This window comes from Campylobacter sp., assembly GCF_017646085.1.
Classification (GTDB): domain Bacteria; phylum Campylobacterota; class Campylobacteria; order Campylobacterales; family Campylobacteraceae; genus Campylobacter.
The window spans coordinates 1-19,326 of sequence record NZ_JAGCNF010000082.1; the positions used below are offsets into that span (position 1 = coordinate 1).

The 19,326-nt window shown below is 32.5% G+C and carries 19 protein-coding genes; 18 read left to right on the forward strand and 1 reads right to left on the reverse strand.

Going from position 1 to position 19,326, the window contains the following annotated elements; genetic code table 11:
• The first annotated feature begins 130 nt into the window (after nt 1-130).
• The 7 genes from J6V67_RS04440 to dnaK all read left to right on the forward strand — a co-directional run bounded on the left by J6V67_RS04440 (nt 131) and on the right by dnaK (nt 7,571).
• Nucleotides 131-535 carry an Rrf2 family transcriptional regulator gene (locus tag J6V67_RS04440; protein ID WP_086235379.1) on the forward strand — a complete coding sequence of 135 codons (405 nt, stop codon included), beginning with the start codon at nt 131-133 and terminating at the stop codon, nt 533-535.
• A gap of 2 nt (nt 536-537) precedes the next feature.
• Nucleotides 538-2,706, forward strand: coding sequence for a flagellar biosynthesis protein FlhA (flhA, locus tag J6V67_RS04445; protein ID WP_291859353.1), 2,169 nt, complete (start codon nt 538-540; stop codon nt 2,704-2,706).
• 12 nt (nt 2,707-2,718) lie between these two features.
• Complete coding sequence (locus tag J6V67_RS04450) at nt 2,719-3,729, forward strand: 3'-to-5' oligoribonuclease B (protein ID WP_291859355.1); 1,011 nt, start codon at nt 2,719-2,721, stop codon at nt 3,727-3,729.
• Nucleotides 3,730-3,731: 2 nt separating this feature from the next.
• On the forward strand, nt 3,732-3,968 hold the full coding sequence (locus J6V67_RS04455) for a hypothetical protein (RefSeq protein WP_291859358.1): 237 nt from the start codon (nt 3,732-3,734) through the stop codon (nt 3,966-3,968).
• Between the two features lie 400 nt (nt 3,969-4,368).
• Entirely contained in the window at nt 4,369-5,157 is a 789-nt protein-coding gene (locus J6V67_RS04460) for an HrcA family transcriptional regulator (RefSeq protein ID WP_291859363.1), read from the forward strand.
• Complete coding sequence (locus J6V67_RS04465; protein ID WP_291859366.1) at nt 5,154-5,678, forward strand: nucleotide exchange factor GrpE; 525 nt, start codon at nt 5,154-5,156, stop codon at nt 5,676-5,678. The genes J6V67_RS04460 and J6V67_RS04465 overlap by 4 nt, the downstream gene beginning before the upstream one ends.
• Nucleotides 5,679-5,699: 21 nt before the next feature.
• Nucleotides 5,700-7,571 carry a molecular chaperone DnaK gene (gene dnaK / locus J6V67_RS04470; protein ID WP_291859368.1) on the forward strand — a complete coding sequence of 624 codons (1,872 nt, stop codon included), beginning with the start codon at nt 5,700-5,702 and terminating at the stop codon, nt 7,569-7,571.
• 21 nt (nt 7,572-7,592) lie between these two features.
• Here dnaK and hemW read toward each other — a convergent pair whose 3' ends face one another.
• Entirely contained in the window at nt 7,593-8,621 is a 1,029-nt protein-coding gene (gene hemW / locus J6V67_RS04475; protein ID WP_291859371.1) for a radical SAM family heme chaperone HemW, read from the reverse strand.
• Nucleotides 8,622-8,735: 114 nt separating this feature from the next.
• On the opposite strand from hemW, the gene J6V67_RS04480 reads away from it, so the two are divergent.
• The 11 genes from J6V67_RS04480 to J6V67_RS04530 all read left to right on the forward strand — a co-directional run bounded on the left by J6V67_RS04480 (nt 8,736) and on the right by J6V67_RS04530 (nt 19,115).
• Complete coding sequence (locus J6V67_RS04480) at nt 8,736-9,206, forward strand: RNA pyrophosphohydrolase (protein ID WP_291859374.1); 471 nt, start codon at nt 8,736-8,738, stop codon at nt 9,204-9,206.
• Nucleotides 9,206-10,423 carry an aspartate kinase gene (locus J6V67_RS04485; protein WP_291859377.1) on the forward strand — a complete coding sequence of 406 codons (1,218 nt, stop codon included), beginning with the start codon at nt 9,206-9,208 and terminating at the stop codon, nt 10,421-10,423. Before J6V67_RS04480 ends, J6V67_RS04485 begins: the two co-directional genes overlap by 1 nt.
• A complete protein-coding gene (locus J6V67_RS04490; protein WP_291859379.1) occupies nt 10,423-10,962 on the forward strand; it encodes a HobA family DNA replication regulator in 540 nt (179 codons plus the stop codon). The genes J6V67_RS04485 and J6V67_RS04490 overlap by 1 nt, the downstream gene beginning before the upstream one ends.
• The gene (locus J6V67_RS04495; RefSeq protein WP_291859382.1) at nt 10,959-11,582 is read left to right on the forward strand and encodes a DNA polymerase III subunit delta'; all 624 of its coding nucleotides are present in this window, start codon (nt 10,959-10,961) and stop codon (nt 11,580-11,582) included. Before J6V67_RS04490 ends, J6V67_RS04495 begins: the two co-directional genes overlap by 4 nt.
• Nucleotides 11,579-12,718 carry a dihydropteroate synthase gene (gene folP, locus J6V67_RS04500; protein ID WP_291859384.1) on the forward strand — a complete coding sequence of 380 codons (1,140 nt, stop codon included), beginning with the start codon at nt 11,579-11,581 and terminating at the stop codon, nt 12,716-12,718. Before J6V67_RS04495 ends, folP begins: the two co-directional genes overlap by 4 nt.
• Nucleotides 12,715-14,661, forward strand: a complete 1,947-nt coding sequence (ligA, locus tag J6V67_RS04505; RefSeq protein WP_291859387.1) for an NAD-dependent DNA ligase LigA — start codon at nt 12,715-12,717, stop codon at nt 14,659-14,661. The genes folP and ligA overlap by 4 nt, the downstream gene beginning before the upstream one ends.
• On the forward strand, nt 14,651-15,352 hold the full coding sequence (locus tag J6V67_RS04510; RefSeq protein WP_291859391.1) for a TlyA family RNA methyltransferase: 702 nt from the start codon (nt 14,651-14,653) through the stop codon (nt 15,350-15,352). The genes ligA and J6V67_RS04510 overlap by 11 nt, the downstream gene beginning before the upstream one ends.
• The gene (locus tag J6V67_RS04515) at nt 15,321-16,220 is read left to right on the forward strand and encodes a bifunctional riboflavin kinase/FAD synthetase (RefSeq protein WP_291859399.1); all 900 of its coding nucleotides are present in this window, start codon (nt 15,321-15,323) and stop codon (nt 16,218-16,220) included. Before J6V67_RS04510 ends, J6V67_RS04515 begins: the two co-directional genes overlap by 32 nt.
• Complete coding sequence (gene cmoA / locus J6V67_RS04520) at nt 16,210-16,914, forward strand: carboxy-S-adenosyl-L-methionine synthase CmoA (RefSeq protein WP_291859393.1); 705 nt, start codon at nt 16,210-16,212, stop codon at nt 16,912-16,914. Before J6V67_RS04515 ends, cmoA begins: the two co-directional genes overlap by 11 nt.
• Before the next feature lie 207 nt (nt 16,915-17,121).
• Nucleotides 17,122-18,555 carry a catalase gene (locus J6V67_RS04525; protein WP_291859396.1) on the forward strand — a complete coding sequence of 478 codons (1,434 nt, stop codon included), beginning with the start codon at nt 17,122-17,124 and terminating at the stop codon, nt 18,553-18,555.
• A gap of 77 nt (nt 18,556-18,632) precedes the next feature.
• Nucleotides 18,633-19,115 carry an ankyrin repeat domain-containing protein gene (locus J6V67_RS04530; RefSeq protein WP_291859402.1) on the forward strand — a complete coding sequence of 161 codons (483 nt, stop codon included), beginning with the start codon at nt 18,633-18,635 and terminating at the stop codon, nt 19,113-19,115.
• The last annotated feature ends 211 nt before the right edge of the window (nt 19,116-19,326 follow it).

Below are 19,326 nucleotides of genomic sequence, written 5' to 3' on the forward strand. Positions count from 1 at the left end.
AAGTTGTTACCCATAAATTGGCCATTTTTTATCCTAAAATATTGAAATTTGACTTATAGTATCGCTAAAAAAAGTTAATATTAATCTATTTTTTAGTAAAATATCCGATTAAAAATCTTAAGGAGTCGAGGTGTTATTTACCAAAGCCAGTGAATATGCTATGCTATCATTGATTTTATTATCACAAGCTAATCACCCAAAAGATGTAGATACTATATCATCTGAACTTGGAATTTCAAAAAGTTTTTTAGCAAAAATTTTGCAAAATTTAGCAAAAGAGGGTATATTGCACTCCTTTAAAGGTGCAAATGGCGGGTTTGTCTTAGCCGATAAACCATCAAATTTAAGTATTAAGCGCATTTTAGAGAGTGCTGAAAAGCGTAAGGTAAATGTATTTGAGTGTGCCAATTCTAGATGCGATTGTCCTAGCAGTAAAGGCGATGGATGTAAAATTTGGCCTATGTTTAATGATTTACAAGGTCGAATTGATGAGTTTTTAGATCAGATTACCTTAACTGATATTATAAAGAAATAACCTTGGCTAAGCGCAATATTCTAACAATGGTGGCGCCATTTTTAGCGCCTGTGATGAAAGCAAAGAGTTTAACTGTAGTTTTTGTTATTATAGCAATTTTAGCTATTATCATTGTGCCATTACCTAGTGCTGTGTTAGATTTTTTCTTAGCACTATCTATAGCTATATCTGTTCTTATAATTTTAATATCTATATATATACCACGACCAACAGATCTTAGCACATTTCCAACATTGGTGTTAATAATTACCCTGTTTAGATTAGCGCTCAATATTGCAACAACTAGAATGATTTTAAGCGAAGGGCATAATGGACCAGAGGCTGTAAGTGAGATTATTGCTAGTTTTGGTAAATTTGTTGTCGGTGGAAACTATGTAATTGGGGTTATTGTATTTTGTATTTTAGTTCTTATAAATTTTATGGTTGTAACCAAAGGTTCAACTCGTGTAAGTGAGGTTCAAGCTAGGTTTACTCTAGATGCAATGCCAGGCAAGCAGATGGCAATTGATGCAGATTTAAATGCTGGATTAATTGATGAGCAAACTGCTAAGCAAAGACGCCAAGATATAATTGCAGAGGCTAATTTTTACGGAGCAATGGATGGTTCTAGTAAATTTATAAAAGGTGATGCTGTAGCTGGTATTATAATTACTATTATTAATATTATTGGTGGATTTTTAATCGGTGCATTTCAGCACGATATGGAAATAAAAGATGCAGCAGCTACATATACAATTCTTACTATTGGCGATGGATTGGTGAGTCAAATTCCTGGGCTTATTACCTCAACAGCAACAGCAATTATAATTACTAGAGCTAGCAAAGATGAAGATAACTTTGCTGAAGGCGTTGTAAGTCAGTTGCTTGGTGAGTATAAAACACTTTTAATTGTCGGTTTTATACTATTTATATTTGCTTTAGTGCCAGGTCTTCCGACATTCTCTTTAGGATTTATGGGCTTATTATTTTTAGGGATTGGATTTATTTTAAAAATGATAGAAGAGGGGAAAATCGATTTTAGTGCTGTCAAAACCGATAAAAATGGCTCTCAGCAAGCCGGAAATGGTAATAAGGCTGCACCATCGGCTAATAAGCTACCTAAGAAAAGTGAAGAAGAGATTGCCCTTGAAGAACAAGCTAAAATTGATGATATATTAAAGATTGAAATTTTAGAGTTGGATTTAGGTTATGGACTTTTAAAGCTTGCTGACGGGGATCTGGTTGAGAGAATCCGTGCTATGAGACGAAATATGGCTACAATGTTAGGATTTTTGATGCCTAAAATCAGATTAAGAGATAATATCTTGCTTGGGCCAAATGAGTATAAATTTAAGCTCAAAGGTGTCGTAATTGGTTCAGGCGTGGTATATCCTGATAAATGTTTAGCAATGGATAGTGGTTATGTAAGCGCTGATATTGATGGGATTGCAGTAAAAGATCCAGCCTTTGGGCTTGATGCATTATGGATTGATCAAAATTATAAAGAGGATGCAATTTTAAGTGGTTATACAGTAGCTGATGCAGCTAGTGTTATCTCAACCCATATGAGTGAGCTAGTTAAGCAAAATGCAAGTGAATTACTAACTAAGCAAGAGGTTCAAAATATTCTTGAAAAGGTAAAATCTGAATATTCTGTAGTTGTAGATGATGCACTTAAAATTGTTGGCGTAGGAGTGATTCAAAAGGTATTAAAAGCTTTACTTAAGGATAATATTCCAATTAAAGATATGTTAAGTATTCTTGAGGCTATTAGTGATGTAGCTGAAGTTAGTAAGAATTTAGATATGATTATTGAACATGTACGTGCAGCTCTAGCTAGAGTTATTACTTCTATTTATACAGATGAAAATGGTCAACTAAATTTCTATATCCTAGAAGCACCAGCCCAACAAAAGCTAATTGATAGCCTAAGTTATAAAGATGGAGCATATACCTTAATGATAAATGTAGCCCAAACCTCAGCTATAGTTAGTGCACTAAGGGCAAAAAGAGAAAATAGACCTATAAGCGAACAAGGCGATATGGTGCTTTGCGTTGAGCCAAGTATTCGTAAATTTATAGCTAATATAGTTCAAAATTTTTCAATCGATATAGCAGTGCTAAGTTTTGCTGAGATTGCTCCAAATACTCAGTTTGAAACACTTGGCACTATAGAGATACCAGAACTTTAATAAAGGAATAAAATGAAGATTTATCATCTTAGTCACACTGATTTAGATGGATACTCTTGCCAATTTGTTAGTAGTTTTTATCTAAAAAATGTCGAATTTTATAATTCAAACTATGGTAAAGAGATTGATAAAAAGATGTCGCATATAATTTCAAAGATAGGCGATGAAAAGGCAGTGATTTTAATTACTGATCTAAATTTAACCAAAGCTCAATGTCAAAGCTATCAAGAGAAACTTGAAGGTAAAGATGTTAAGCTAATTTTGCTTGATCATCATCAAACAGGAGCTGAGTGTGCAGCAGAGTTTTCTTGGTATTATTTAGATAATGCTAGAAGTGCGACAAAAATTTGTTATGATTTTTTTAGTGCAATTTTTGGCAAAGATGAGAGATTAGGTGCATATTGTGATGTGGTAAATGCTGTCGATATATGGCTAAAAAATGATCCTAATTTTGAACTTGGTAAGGTTTGTATGGGTGCAATTGCTGGGGCAAAAGAGATAAATAAAGTAATGTTTGAAGATGAGCACATAGAGTATATTTTTTATCTTATGAGAAGCTTTTGTGAGTTTTTAAGTCTTAATAATGCCCATATTGAGCTTGATAATAGACTTCATGGAATTAAAAAGGAGTTTTTTTACCTTAAAAATGATGATACTTTAAGCAATCTAAACTCTAGTTATCTAGTTAGACGTCTTGAAGCTAATAAAGATAAATTTAGTATAAATTACCGTGGTAGTAAGGGGATATTGACTTATAATATTGGTAGCGCAAGTGTGATTGGTAATGATTTTTTAGTAGCAAATCCTGAATTTGATTTTTTTATCGATATGACTAGCAAAAAGACTATGAGCTTTAGATCAAATGGCGAATTTGATGTAAGCCTAATGGCTAAAGAGCTTTGCGACGGCGGAGGGCATAAAAATGCCAGCGGTGGATTTTTTGCTGGATTTACAGATAGCTACAACTATGATGATATTAAGGCTCAAGTAGTTAATTTAATCAATAAAAAGACAGGAGAATAAAGATGAAAAACTATGAAAACGATATAACGCTTGAAGAGATGAGCTATGAATTGGAGTTAGCTACTCTTGGAATGCTTTACTACGCTGGAGTAAAAAAAGAGCGTTTAAATGACGCCTTTGATAGATATATAGATGTTATAGATGATGTATTAGAAAACAGCGATGCAAATGGCGTTGATGAAGTTATTACTGTGATTGAACATCTCAAAAAGAGCTGCCCAGAACTATTTAAAAAATAGTCTTCTGCTCTTAAATTTTAGTAATCTGATCGCTAGTTGACCTTTTTTATTTAAGATTTTATAATAATTCCAAATATTAAAATTAAATCTAGCGATCTGAATTTGGGCAAAGATTTGCTCTAAATCATCTCTCTCTTTTGCAGTTAAACTATTCATCAAATTATCTCCTTTGAATTAAAACGAAATTATACTTGATAGCTTATTAAAAATCAATAAAATTTAGATTGTCTACATTTTATATTTTTATTTTATATAGATAATATTTAATAAAAATAAGCAATCAATCATATAAATTGCTAAATAAATTTACAAATTTTAATCTTTTTGCTTAAAATACTTGACAAAGATTGGCTCAATGTTGTATAATTCACTTAGCAATTAAATATAAAGAGTGCTAATAATGAAAGTAGATAAAAGAGATTTAATATTAGAATCTATCATTCATGCATACTTAGAAGCTAATGAGCCAATTGGCTCAAGCGAGCTTGGCATGAGAATGAATGTTGCTATTCCAGCATCTACTATTAGGGTCTATTTTAAAAAACTTAGCGATGAAGGAGCTATCACACAGCTACATATAAGTGGTGGAAGGATTCCTACAGCTAGCACTATGGAGATTTATTGGCAAAATAGGCTTAAATTTAACTCAGCTATAGTCATAAATGATAGTGATTTGTTGAATTTTTTAGTCTATGAAAATGGTATTTATTGCATGATTTTTGGAAATCAAAAGCTATTTTTAAAAGAGGTTTTAAATCTTAAAGATCGCTTTTTGATCCTTGATTTTGATATTCAAAGCATATCTATTAAATTTAGCTCAAAGGTTGAGAGATTTCTAAGTAATCTATTGGGAGCTAGTTTAGATGAATTAGATTGTATCTCTATGCAAGTAGGGCTAAGCGAGCTAAGAACAAAGATTAAGGCATTAAAAAGAGGTGAAATTTTATTTCAGGAAAATGAAAAAGTTGCTTTTGAAATTTGCAAAGATGATAATATAAAGGCGATTTTAGATCCATCATTTGGGGATAATTTTAAAGGGAATTTAGCCTTTGGCCCACTATTTTCTACTGGCTATATGGGTTTAAAAGCTGATGTAATCTATGAAGGTAAACCAGCTGTAATGCTTTGTGCTAGTAGTATTTATAGTGATTATGAGAAGTTTTTAAATATATTAAGGGAGGCGGCGTGAGTCAAGATATAAATGAAAATATAGATGAGAATAAAACTCTAAATGAAGAAAATGAAAAAACTTGTGAGCAAAATGATCAAGATAACGATAATGGGTTAGAGAGTGAACTAGCCAAGGTTAAAGAGGATTTAATAAGAGCTACGGCTGATTTTGAAAATATTAAAAAGCGTTTAGAGCGTGAAAAAGCAGATGCTTTAAAGTTTGCAAATGAAGGATTTGCTAGAGATCTTTTACCTGTGATTGATGCTTTAGAGATTGCAGCAAATATAGATGGTAGCGATGATATAGCAGCGATGAAAGATGGAATAAATTTAACTATAGAGCAGTTTAAAAAATGCTTTGAAAAATATGGTATAAAAGAGATTAGTACAGATGGAGAGTTTAATCCTGAAGTGCATAATGCTATTAATTATATAGAATCAGCTGATCTGCCAAGCGGTTCAATAGCTCAGGTATATCAAAAAGGCTATATGTATAATGATAGAGTCTTAAGACCAAGTATGGTAGTAATTGTAAAATAAATTTAATAAAAAGGATAAAAAATGAGTAAAGTAATTGGAATCGACCTAGGAACAACAAATTCTTGTGTAAGCGTATATGAAAGAGGTGAAAGTAAAGTAATCCCAAATAAAGAGGGTAAAAATACAACTCCAAGCGTTGTAGCTTTTACTGATAAGGGTGAGATTTTAGTCGGTGATACTGCAAAGCGTCAAGCAGTCACAAATCCAGAAAAAACAATATTTTCTATCAAAAGAATTATGGGTTTAATGATGAATGAGAAAAATGCCCAAGAGGCTAAAACTCGTTTACCATATCATATAGTAGATAGAAATGGTGCGTGTGCTGTAGAGATAGCTGGTAAAACTTATACTCCACAAGAGATCTCAGCTAAGGTTTTAATAAAATTAAAAGAGGATGCAGAGGCATTTTTGGGTGAGAGTGTAACTGATGCAGTTATTACTGTTCCAGCATATTTTAACGATAGCCAAAGAAAAGCCACAAAAGAAGCTGGTACAATTGCTGGATTAAATGTTTTACGTATTATTAATGAGCCTACAGCTGCAGCTCTTGCTTATGGTTTAGATAAAAAAGAGGCTGAAAAGATTGTAGTATATGACCTAGGTGGTGGTACATTTGATGTTACAGTTCTTGAGACTGGAGATAATGTTGTTGAAGTTTTAGCTACTGGTGGTAATGCTTTCTTAGGTGGTGATGATTTTGATAATAGATTAATTGATTTTTTGGTTAATGAATTTAAAAGCGAAAGTGGTATAGATCTTAAAAATGATGTAATGGCTCTTCAAAGATTAAAAGAAGCTGCTGAAAATGCTAAAAAAGAGCTAAGTAGCGCAATGGAAACAACAATAAATCTACCATTTATTACAGCTGACGCTACGGGTCCAAAACACCTTACAAAAACAATTAGTAGAGCTAAATTTGAGAGTATGATAGATGACTTAGTATCTCAAACAATCTCTAAAATCAATGAAGTTGTAAAAGATGCAGGTGTAAGCAAAAGCGATATTAAAGAGATTGTAATGGTAGGTGGTTCAACTCGTGTTCCTTTAGTTCAAGATGAAGTTAAAAAAGCATTTGATAAAGATCTAAATAAATCGGTAAATCCAGATGAAGTTGTAGCTATTGGCGCTGCTATTCAAGGTGCTGTAATTAAGGGCGATGTAAAAGATGTATTATTGCTAGATGTTACTCCTCTTAGCTTAGGTATTGAGACACTTGGTGGCGTTATGAGTAAATTAATTGAAAAAGGAACGACAATCCCAACTAAGAAATCTCAAACATTCTCTACTGCAGAGGATAATCAAAGTGCAGTTACGATCAATGTCTTACAAGGTGAGCGTGAATTTAGCCGTGATAATAAAAGTCTTGGTAATTTTAATCTTGAAGGTATTATGCCAGCACCAAGAGGCGTACCACAAATTGAGGTTACATTTGATATAGATGCAAATGGTATTTTAACAGTATCTGCTAAGGATAAAGCTAGTGGTAAAGCACAAAATATCACCATTTCAGGTTCAAGCGGCTTAAGCGAAGAAGAGATTAATAAGATGGTAAATGATGCTGAGCTACACAAAGAAGAAGATAGAAAAAGAAAAGAAGCAGTAGAAGCTAGAAATGCAGCTGATAGTCTAGCGCACCAAACTCAAAAATCTCTTGATGAGCTTGGCGAGAAGATATCAAGTGAAGATAGAGCTAAGATAGAAGCAGCGTTAAATGATTTAAGAGAGACACTAAAAGATGATAGTGCTACAAAAGATCAAATAGATACAAAAGTAAGAGCGCTAAGCGAAGCAAGTCATAAACTAGCTGAAGCTATGTATCAAAATCAAGCCGGTGCTGCTAATACGCAAGATAAGAAAAAAGACGATGATGTCATCGATGCTGAAGTAGAGTAAGGTATTAAGCTAGCCTTTTGGCTAGCTTAAGTATAAATATATCTCATCAGATAATAAAAAATTTGGATTATAAATTCGCTCATTTTTGGCTATTAATTTTCCTTCATTAATTAATATTTGAGCCTTTTGTAGCATATTTGGAGTTAAATCATCTAAGCTAACACCAAGAATACTCCTAAGCCCTAAAAATACTCTCTCAGCCATTTTATCCTCATAATTTAACTTTTCAATACTCTTTTGAAAAGTATTATCAATATAGCTATTTAGATTTGTAGCACCCTTATATCTTTTTAGTCCAGTTGTACCTACAGCATATGCACCAAATCCATAATAATCATCACCACGCCAGTAGCTAAGATTATGTTGGCAAATTTGTCCAAAATTTGAGATTTCATACTGTCTAAATCCTATATCTTGGAGTAAATTTATAAGAAATTTGGCCAAAACCGGGCTATCTTTTTGATATGAGATTTTATTGCTAAATTTGCTTTCAAGCATTAAACTATAGGCTGATATATGAGTGATTTTTAGCTTATTTAGCTCTTGTACTTCTTTGGTAAGCAAAGCTTTAGTATCAAGCTTTGTGCTATACATTATATCTACATTTATATTTTCAAATTTAGCTATTTTGGCATCTTCTACGGCTTTAAAAACTCTTTTGGCGCTGTGAATTCTTCCTAGAAATTTGAGCTTTTTCTCATCAAAACTTTGAGCTCCTAGACTTAATCTATTTACACCAAGAGCTCTCATATGTTCAAGCCATTTTAGATTCGCTGAGTTTGGATTTGCCTCGCTTGTAATTTCGCAATTATAGCTTAAATTTGGTCTTAAATATTCAAAAAGATCATCATAAAATCTAGCATCTACACTACTTGGCGTACCGCCTCCTATAAAGATTGTAGATATTTTTTGATCAAATTTGGTAGCTTTTATCTCTTTTGTGAGCGCTTGAAAATATTGCTTAGTTATAGCAAACTGATCGCTATGTGATCCAAAGGCGCAGTAAGGGCATTTTGATTCGCAAAATGGAATATGAATGTAGATATGCATTTTTTACCTAAATTTTATTCTAAATTTAGCAAATAATTTATTAAATTTAGTTGATTTATTAAACTTTAAACGCTTTTAGGGTAGGATTTTTACCAAATTTTTAGGACTTAGAAAATGGATAAAGGTAAGAGATACCGTCCAAATGTGGCGGCGATTATTTTATCTCCATCTTATCCTTTAGAGTGCAAAGTATTCATCGCCCAAAGACACGATATCAGTGGAGCTTGGCAGTTTCCACAAGGAGGGATTGATGAAGGCGAATCACCAAAAGAGGCTCTTTTTAGAGAGCTTGAAGAGGAGATAGGAACAAACGAGGTAGAGATCTTATGTGAGCATCCAAAGTGGCTTGAGTATGATTTTCCAGAAAATATTGCTAAAAAAATGGCTCCATATGATGGGCAAAGGCAGCGATATTTTTTAGTTAGATTAAAGCCAAATGCCAAAATAGATCTTGCAACAAAGCATCCAGAATTTGATGATTACTGCTTTATGCCTGTAAATGATGTGCTAAGCAAGGTTAATCACTTTAAAAAAGGCGCATACGCCAAGGTGCTTAAATACTTTAAAGATGAAGGATTTATATAATGCTAATTGTTCAAAAATATGGTGGAACTAGTGTTGGAAATTTAGAAAGAATAGAAGAGGTAGCTAAAAGAGTAATTGCTACAAAAGATGCTGGTAATGATGTAGTAGTAGTAGTCTCAGCTATGAGTGGGGTTACAAATCAATTAATAGAGTATGCTGAACATTTTGCTGGAGTACAACCTCAAAGTGCAGATATGGATATGCTGCTTAGTTCAGGTGAGAGAGTTACAAGTTCATTATTATCAATAGCACTAAATTCAAAAGGTTATAAAGCTGTATCATTTAGCGGTGATATGGCTGGAATCATTACCAATAATGATTTTACTAAAGCTAGAATTATTGATATCGATGGAGCAAAGATGAAAGAGGCTCTAAAAGATGGTAAAATTGTTATTGTAGCAGGATTTCAAGGCGCTACTAAAGATGGAGATACTACAACTTTAGGACGTGGAGGAAGTGATTTAAGTGCTGTAGCAGTAGCAGGGGCACTAGAGGCTGATTTATGCGAGATTTATACAGATGTAGATGGGGTATATACTACAGATCCAAGAATAGAACCAAAGGCTAGAAAGCTTGATAAAATAAGCTATGATGAGATGTTAGAACTTGCTAGTATGGGTGCAAAAGTATTGCAAAATAGAAGCGTGGAACTGGCTAAAAAATTAAATGTAAATTTAGTCACAAGAAGTAGCTTTAATAATAACGAAGGAACATTAATAACAGGAGAGGCAGATATGGAAAAATCAGGAATGGAACAAGCATTAATAAGCGGTATTGCATTAGATAAAAACCAAGCTAGAGTAACGATGAGAGGGGTTGTAGATAAACCAGGAGTTGCAGCTAGCATATTTAAAAAATTAGCAGATAAAAATATAAATGTAGATATGATTATTCAAAATACTAGTCATGAAGATGGTACTACAAGTCTTGGATTTACAGTTCCTCAAAATGAGATGGAGGCTGCTAGAAATGTAGTTGATGATGGTAGTGCAAAATCAATAGAAATAGATAGTGAAGTAGTAAAAGTAAGCGTAGTAGGTGTAGGTATGAAAAGTCATAGTGGTATTGCTTCTATGGCATTTTCTAGTCTTGCAAATGAAGGGATTAATATTCAAATGATCTCTACAAGTGAGATTAAAATCTCAATGATAGTAGAAGCAAAATATGGCGAATTAGCCGTAAGAGCACTTCATAAAGCTTATGAGTTAGAGAAGTAATGGATCTTATAAAATGGAGCTTGGATGCTATTAGGAGTTCAAGCAAGGAGCTTAGCTGGATGGAGGAGAGGCGTCTAGAGTGGGCGCCACTACTTGCATCTAGGCTTAGATATTTGATTGATGGAGCGCCGTTTATTGTAATATGCGATGAGGATAGAGATTGGTTTGAGAGTTATTTTTTACGTAGTATTAATCGTAAAGGCTCGCACCGTCCTATATTGCCATTTATCTCATTGAGATCTTTATATCCTAGATTAAATGATATAAATTCAAAAGAAGAAATAAGTCTTCTTGATGATATGCTTAGCATCTCTTTTCCTAATGGGTTTGTATATTTTTATATTGGAAAGAGTAGTTCAAAATTATGCGCAATAGCTAAAAATCGTGCTAGTAGCTATATGTGGTTGTTTGATGAACAGGCTGAAAATAGTTTTTATCTTAGTTCCACAGATGAAAATTTGGATTTTAAGCTTTTATCTATGTTTAGGCTATTTGATCGTACAATTGATGCTGTATTATTTGGTCAGGTTGAGCTTTGAGTTTAGATAGCAAGATTATTATTAGCAATGATTTTGATGGTATTAAGAGCGAGTATGCCTCTATTTTAAAACCTGAGTATTTAAAGATTTTTGAGTATGAAAATTTACTAATAGATGGCGCTAAGGAGATAATATCTCAAGCCTATATTGCAGAAAATCAGCCAAAAGTACTTTTGATTTTGGCTAATAAATATGGAATTGATCCGCAAAATGCTCTACTAAAAATATTAGAAGAGCCGCCAAGAAATATAGTATTTGTTCTAGTAGCACCAGCTAAGAATATATTTTTACCTACAGTTCGCTCACGTTTAAGTATTGATAATAGAATAAAGCTAATCAAAAGTGAGCCAACTGGAATTAATTTTACTAGATTAAATCTTGCTTATATTAATGATTATGTATCTGCTCAATCAGCACTTGAAAAGAGTGATAATCTAAGTAAAACTCAGCTTTTAAATTTACTTAAATCTATAATAATAGATGCAGTTAAAAATGGGGTTAAATTTAGCCATGAAGATTATTTGTATTTTAATAAGTTATATAGGATCACAGACTTAAATGCAAAAGCCCAGACTGTACTTTTACCGTTACTTTTATTAATAATGCAAAGGATAAGATGAAAGTATATAAATTAAATATAGATAGTGATTTTGAGCAGATTTGTCATTTTATTGCTCCACATAAAAGTGGTGCAAAGATAATGGAAAAGAAAGCAAATTTGAATTTTATTTTAATAAAAAACATAAAGGCTGTAGCAGTAAATATTTTAAAGCAAGACTCACTTAGCATCGGTGCTGAGCTTGTTAGTTCTCATGATGCAATTTTTGGTGGTGATAAGATAGAAAATGCTCTATTAATAGCAAATGATAAACAAATTCAAACCCTAGCTAAAAAGGAGTCAGCTCAAGATTTTGGATTAAAAAAATTAGCTAAATTTCTATCAAATTCATTTAAAAAGCCAAAAAAATGTGAAATTATGGCAGTTTTAAACTTTAATAGTGATAGTTTTAATCCATCAAGTAGAGTTAGCATCGATGATGCAATTTCTCGTATAGAGAGTTTGATAAGTTTAAGTGTAGACTACATAGATATTGGTATGGTTAGCTCAAGACCAGGTAGTGAGTATATCGGATCTAAAGCAGAATTTCAAAGAGTTGCGCCAGTTGTAGATCTGATCTATACTAATAAACTTTATGATAAAGTTGAGTTTAGTCTTGATAGCTTTGATGTTAATTGCTTAGAGTATGCTTTAGATCGTGGATTTAGTTTTGTAAATGATATAAGTGCTGATTTAAATTTGGCTTTTTTAGCTGGAAAATATGGAGCAAAATACTGCCTAATGCATAAAAATGGAGATCCAAAAACTATGCAAATTGGTATTAAAAATAGTGATATTTTAGAGATTGTTAGTGAGTTTTTTACTGAAAAATTAGAAAAAATAAGTAGCTCTAAAGCTAAGCAAATTTATCTTGATATAGGTATAGGTTTTGGTAAAACAGCTCGTGATAATATGGCGCTTATTAAACATTTAGAGCATTTTTTATCCTTTGGATATCCGCTTTTGGTAGGAGCTAGTAGAAAATCTATAATAGATTATTATAGTCCAAGTAGCGTAGATGAACGTTTAGCTGGAAGCTTGTATCTGCATCAAAAAGCCATAGAAAATGGAGCTAGTATTATCCGAACACATGATCCTAAAGAACATATACAAATGTTAAAGTTACATAATGCATATAAGGATTTAGAAATAGTATGAATCAAAAAGAGTATTTAGAATCAGTAAATAAGCTAAATGATTGGGCTAGAGCCTATTATACTAAGGATACACCAATAGCAAGCGATGACGAGTATGATGCTTTATATCATAAAGTTGTTGAATTTGAGAGATTAAATCCAGAGCTTAAGGCAATATTTTCACCGACTAACCGAGTTGGCGGCGAGATTTTAGAGCAGTTTGAAAAGCTACCTCATAGAGCTAGAATGTGGTCAATGGAAGATATTTTTAGCGATGATGAGCTTTTGGCTTGGATTGAGCGTGGAGATAAGGGGTCGCAAAGATTTTTTGTAGAGCCTAAATTTGATGGTGCAAGTTTAAATTTAACCTATGAAAATGGAGTCTTAATTAGTGCAGCTACACGTGGCGATGGATCCATTGGCGAGGATGTTACTAGTAATGCTAGGGTTATTAGTTCTGTGCCTTTACAGATTCCATATAGTGGTCTTATTGAGATTAGGGGTGAAGTAGTTATAGCTAAGAGTGATTTTGAAATGATTAATGCTAAGCGTGCTAAAGATGGTCAAAGTTTGTTAGCTAATCCTAGAAATGCAGCTGCTGGTAGCTTAAGACAATTAGACTCAAGTATAACAAAATCAAGAAAATTAAAATTTTATCCATGGGGTGTAGGGGCAAATGATCTTAAATTTAATACCCATAGTGATATGATGGAATTTATAAGATCTCTTGGATTTTTAAGAGATGATTTTTGCAAGATTTGTAGCAGTATAGATGAGATTAGACAAGCTTATGATGAGCTTTTAGCATTAAGAGATGAAAAGCCTATAATGATGGATGGGATGGTGGTTCGTGTTGATAGTCTAGAAAAATGCGATGAATTAGGCTTTACTGTAAAATTTCCTAAATTTATGGTAGCTTATAAATTTCCAGCTACTCAAAAATCAGCTAAGCTTATAGATATAGCCTTGCAAGTTGGCAGAACCGGTGTAGTTACACCTGTTGGCGTTCTTGATGGAGTTGAGATTGATGGGGCTTTTGTTAGAAATGTTACTTTGCATAATTTTGATGAAATTGAACGACTAGGCCTTATGAAGGGTGATATAGTTTGCGTTATTAGAAGTGGTGATGTGATACCTAAGATTACTGATGTGTATAAGGCTAGAAGAGATGGTCAAGAAATAGCTATAAATCGTCCTTGCGAGTGCCCTGAGTGCGGAAGTGAGCTTTTAGATGAAGGGACATTTATTAAGTGTCAGAATTTAAGTTGCAAGGCTAGGGTTGTAAGTTCTATTATATATTTTGCTTCTAAAAAATGTATGAATATAGATGGTCTTGGTGATGCAATTATAGAATTACTTTATAAAAATGGAAAAATATCAAGTATAATTGATATATATAGATTAGATAGTTCTAGTTTTGATGGATTAGAGGGTTTTAAGAGTAAAAAAATTACAAATACTCTAAATGCTATAAAAACAAGCCAAAAACCGCTACTTCATAGATTTATTACTTCACTTGGGATTGAGCATATTGGTGAAGTAGCAGCTAAAAAGATTGCTACAGTGTATCCTAATAAATGGCTAGACCTTAGTATGGATGATCTTTTAAATTTAGATGGTTTTGGAGAGGCAATGGCATTTAGCTACTTGGAGTTTATGCGTGTTAATCGTACCAAAGTAGTTGAGTTATTAGAATATATAACCCCGATTATAGATGAGATTAAAATTACTCAAAATATATTTAGTGGTAAAACGGTAGTAATCACTGGTGCACTTTCACGCTCTAGAGATGAAATTAAGGCTGAGTTAGAGAGTTTTGGGGCAAAGGTTAGCGGCTCTGTATCAGCTAAAACCAACTATCTATTAAGTGGAGAATCTAGTGGAAGCAAATATCAAAAGGCCTTATCTTTAGGTATTCAAATAATCGATGAAATAGAGTATGAAAGATTAAAAAATGAGAGCTGATCTAGCTGTATCAAAGGCTTTAAATATTAGCAGAAATCAAGCAGTTGGTCTTATAGAAAGTGGAGTAGTATTAGTAAATTCAAAGATTATAAAAAAGGCTAGCCAAGATATTGATGAAGCTCAAATCATAGAGGTAAAATCTCAAATTTATGTTAGTAGGGCAGCGTTTAAATTGGCTGGATTTTTAGATGAGATTAAGATAGATTTAAAGGATAAGATTGCTTTAGATATAGGCTCAAGCACTGGTGGATTTGTTCAAATTCTATTAGAAAATGGTATAAAACAAGTAACAGCTCTTGATGTAGGAACTATGCAACTTAGCGCAAATTTACGAGATGATAATAGAGTAATAGTTCAAGAAAATACAGATATTAGGGATTTTATTAGCACATTTAAATTTGATATAATTACTGTTGATGTAAGTTTTATTTCATTATTAAATATTATTACGCATATTAATAGGCTAGCATTAGATGATATTATATTGCTATTTAAGCCACAGTTTGAAGTAGGGATAAATGCTAAACGCACTAAAAATGGTGTAGTAAAAGATGAAAAAGCCATAAATAAAGCAATGGTAAATTTTGAAGCTCAATGTAGTGCTTTGGGCTGGAAATTGATTAAAAAAAGCACATCCAAAATAAAAGGCAAGGAAGGCAATATTGAACTATTCTACTATTTCAAAAAGTAGTATAAAATCTGTAGCTATTGGAAGTTTTGATGGTATTCATAAAGGACACAAAGAGCTAATAAAAAAACTTGGCGATGGGGGTGCTTTGGTAGTAATACGCAATGGAAGAGCGTGTTTAACTCCAGGGAATAGACGTCAAGAGTATAGCGGTGTGCCTTGCTTTTATTATGAACTTAAGGATATTTTAGAGCTTAGAGGTGATGAGTTTATAGATATGCTTAAGAGGGATTTTGTAAATTTAAACAAGATTGTAGTTGGTTATGATTTTAAATTTGGTAAAGATAGAGCCTGGGATAAGCATGATTTAAGTCATATTTTTAATGGTGAGGTAGTTATAGTAGATGAGTTTTGCTTTGATGGACTTGGGGTACATAGTTCAGCTATTAGGCGATTTTTACGAGATGGCGATATATATAGAGCTAATCGTCTATTGGGTCGTGAGTATAGCGTAATTGGCAAGGTGATAACTGGCCAAGGAATTGGTAAAAAACATTTATACGCTACGCTAAATTTAGATATAACTCCATATTTAGCACCTTGTGATGGAGTTTATGCTACAAGGACAAAGATAGATGAGTATACTTATAACTCTATAACATTTGTTGGATATAGACTTAGTACCGATGGAGAGTTTGCTATCGAAAATCATATCTTAGATGGCGATATAGATAAAACACCTAATAGCGTGCGGGTTTGTTTTATAGAGTGGATTAGAGATAATAAGAAATTTGATACTCTTGATGAGCTTAAAAAACAAATTTCAAAAGATATAGTAATAGCTAAAAATGTAGCTAAAAGTTGCGATTTAAGTATAGATGAAATAAGTTCGCACTCAAGAAATTTAGAAGGGGTTTATAGTGAAAGATGAGGTATTTAAAAATACGATACATAAACAGTTTGAATTTGATGAAAGTGTAGCTAGCGTATTTGATGATATGGTATCTAGATCAGTGCCATTTTATAAGCAGACTCAAGAGCTTATTGTCTCATTCTTATCTAAAAGATTAGAACATAGCGCTAAGGTCGTAGATCTTGGATGTTCTACTGCTACTACACTTTTAGAACTTTATAGATTGCGTCCTGATCTTGAGCTTATAGGTTTAGATAGTAGTTCTGCTATGCTGCAAAGGGCTAAAAATAGAGCCAATGGATATGGTGCAAGACTTAATCTTATCGAGGCTGATATCTTAGAGTATGATTATGGCAAGGCTGATGCAGTGCTACTAAATTATACATTGCAGTTTATTAGACCTATTAAAAGAGATGAGTTTGTAAGAAAAATTTTTGCTAGTTTAGAATGTAGTGGCTTATTTGTATTTAGTGAAAAGTTAGTATATGATGATAAAAAGTTGGATTTAGAGATGATAAATATATATCAAGAGTATAAAGAGGCTCAAGGTTATTCTAAATTTGAAATAGCTCAAAAGCGTCAAGCGCTTGAGAATGTATTAATTCCATATAGTGAGTCTGAGAATAAAGAGCTTTGTAAAAATGCTGGATTTAGTAGTGTGGAGACATTTTTTAAATGGGCAAATTTTGCTTCTTTTATAGCTTTTAAATAAACTATTAATTAAAATTGGTTAATGTTTGATTTTAATATCAATTTTCATCATACTAAGATTGTACTAAAACCAATATTTATAAAATACCCCCCCCCTCAGAAAAAAATAGTTTTATTTTGTAAATAATAATTTTTATTATTTACAAAATATTTTAAAAAAAGTCATATAATTTTGCTACATATTAAATTTATTAAAAAGGAAAATTATATGGCAAAACAATTAAATACAGCTAGTGGAAATCCAATTAGCTCAAATCAGTTTAGTATCACAGCTGGTGCTACTGGTCCAGTATTGCTTCAAGATTATCAATTAATTGAAAAACTTGCATTTCAAAATAGAGAAAGAATCCCTGAAAGAACGGTTCACGCCAAAGGTAGCGGTGCATATGGTATTTTAGAAATTACTGAAGATATCAGTAGATATACTAAGGCAAATGTACTTCAAAAAGGTGAAAAAACTAAATTGTTTTTACGCTTTAGTACAGTTGCTGGTGAAGCTGGCGCAGCAGATGCAGAAAGAGATGTTAGAGGGTTTGCTATTAAATTTTATACAAAAGAGGGTAACTGGGATTTAGTAGGTAATAATACGCCAACATTTTTTATCAAAGATGGTATGAAATTTCCAGATTTTATACATTCACAAAAAAGAGACCCAAGAACGCATTTAAGATCAGCAAATGCTGCTTGGGACTTTTGGACACTAAATCCTGAGACAATGCATCAAGTTATGATACTAATGAGTGATAGGGGAATTCCAGCAAGCTATCGCCATATGCATGGATTTGGTAGTCATACGTATAGTTTGATTAATCAAAATGGTGAGAGATTTTGGGTTAAATTTCACTTTAAAACTCGTCAAGGTATTAAAAATTTAACTAATGAAGAAGCAGCTAAAATTATAGCTACAGATAGAGAGAGCCATCAAAGAGATCTATATGAAGCAATCGATAGAGGTGAGTTCCCTCAGTGGGATTTTAAAATTCAAATAATGAGCCAAGAAGAGGCTAATGAGTGCGAGTTTAATCCATTTGATTTAACTAAAATATGGCCACACTCTAAATATCCGCTTATAAATGTAGGTGTTTTAACTCTTAATCAAAATCCTAAAAACTATTTTAACGAGGTAGAACAAGCAGCATTTAGTCCAAGTAATATAGTTCCAGGTATAGGATATAGTCCAGATAGAATGCTTCAAGCTAGAATTTTTAGCTATCCAGATGCGCAAAGATATAGAGTTGGAGTGCATTATCAGCAACTTGAAGTAAATAGACCAATAGTTGAAGTAAATAACTACTATGTAGGTGGTGCTATGAATAATGGTAGCTATGCACAAGAAAAATCAGCATATTATGAGCCAAATAGTAATGGCGGACCAGTTGAAAATGCTAAATTTGCTGAGCCTGATTTGGCCATAGGTGAAATAGCGCAAAGATTTAATCATAGAGAGTATTATGCTGATTATTACACAGATGCAAGGTCATTATATGCTATATTGCCAAACGATGAAAAGGCTAGACTTTATACCAATATAGCACAAAGTATGAATGGTGTAAATGATGAGATAATTCAAAGAGCATTAAATCATTTTAAATTAATTGATCCAGCTTACGCTGATGGTGTAAAAGCTGCACTAGCTAAGTAGTATAAGCTCCTCAATTTTTTGGGGGCTTATTGTAAATTTAAGTATCATAAAAATGCAATTTAAATTTGCAATAAGGAATTAAGATGATAACACAAGAAGAAGAAAAACGATATGAAGAGCTGTGCGGATATGCGTTTAATTTTGCTAGAAATAATGAATTTGCTCAGTTAGAGTTAATGCTAAATGCAGGATTAAATGTAAATCTTAAAAATCATAAGGGTGATAGCTTGCTGATGTTAGCTAGTTATAATGGATCGTATGAAACTACCAAGATGCTTTTAGAGCGTGGTGCAAATGTTGATGAGAGAAATGATCGTGGACAAACTCCTCTTGCTGGGGTTTGTTTTAAGGGAAATTTAGAAATTGTAAAACTTTTAGTAGAGGCCGGTGCAGATATTGATGCAAATAATGGAATGGGACTTACTCCATATAGCTTTGCTATTATGTTTAATAGGGCAGAAATTGCTAAGTATTTATTAAGTAAGAGTAAAAAAAGAGGTATATTTAAAATAATAAGCGCTAAAATACTTGGAATATTTAGTAAAAAGAGTGCTGCTTAGGGAATAAAAATTGCTTGTTTTATCTAATAATTTTTAAGGATAAATATGCAAATAAATACTATATCAAAATATCAAAACGAAGTATATGAAACTTCAAAACATTATGAAAGTGATGTTGAATTTAAAGATATATTATCTCAAATGCTACAAAGTGATAGCAAAGATAACAATTTAGATAGTATTGATACTTTTAGAGATAGTATAAATAAAT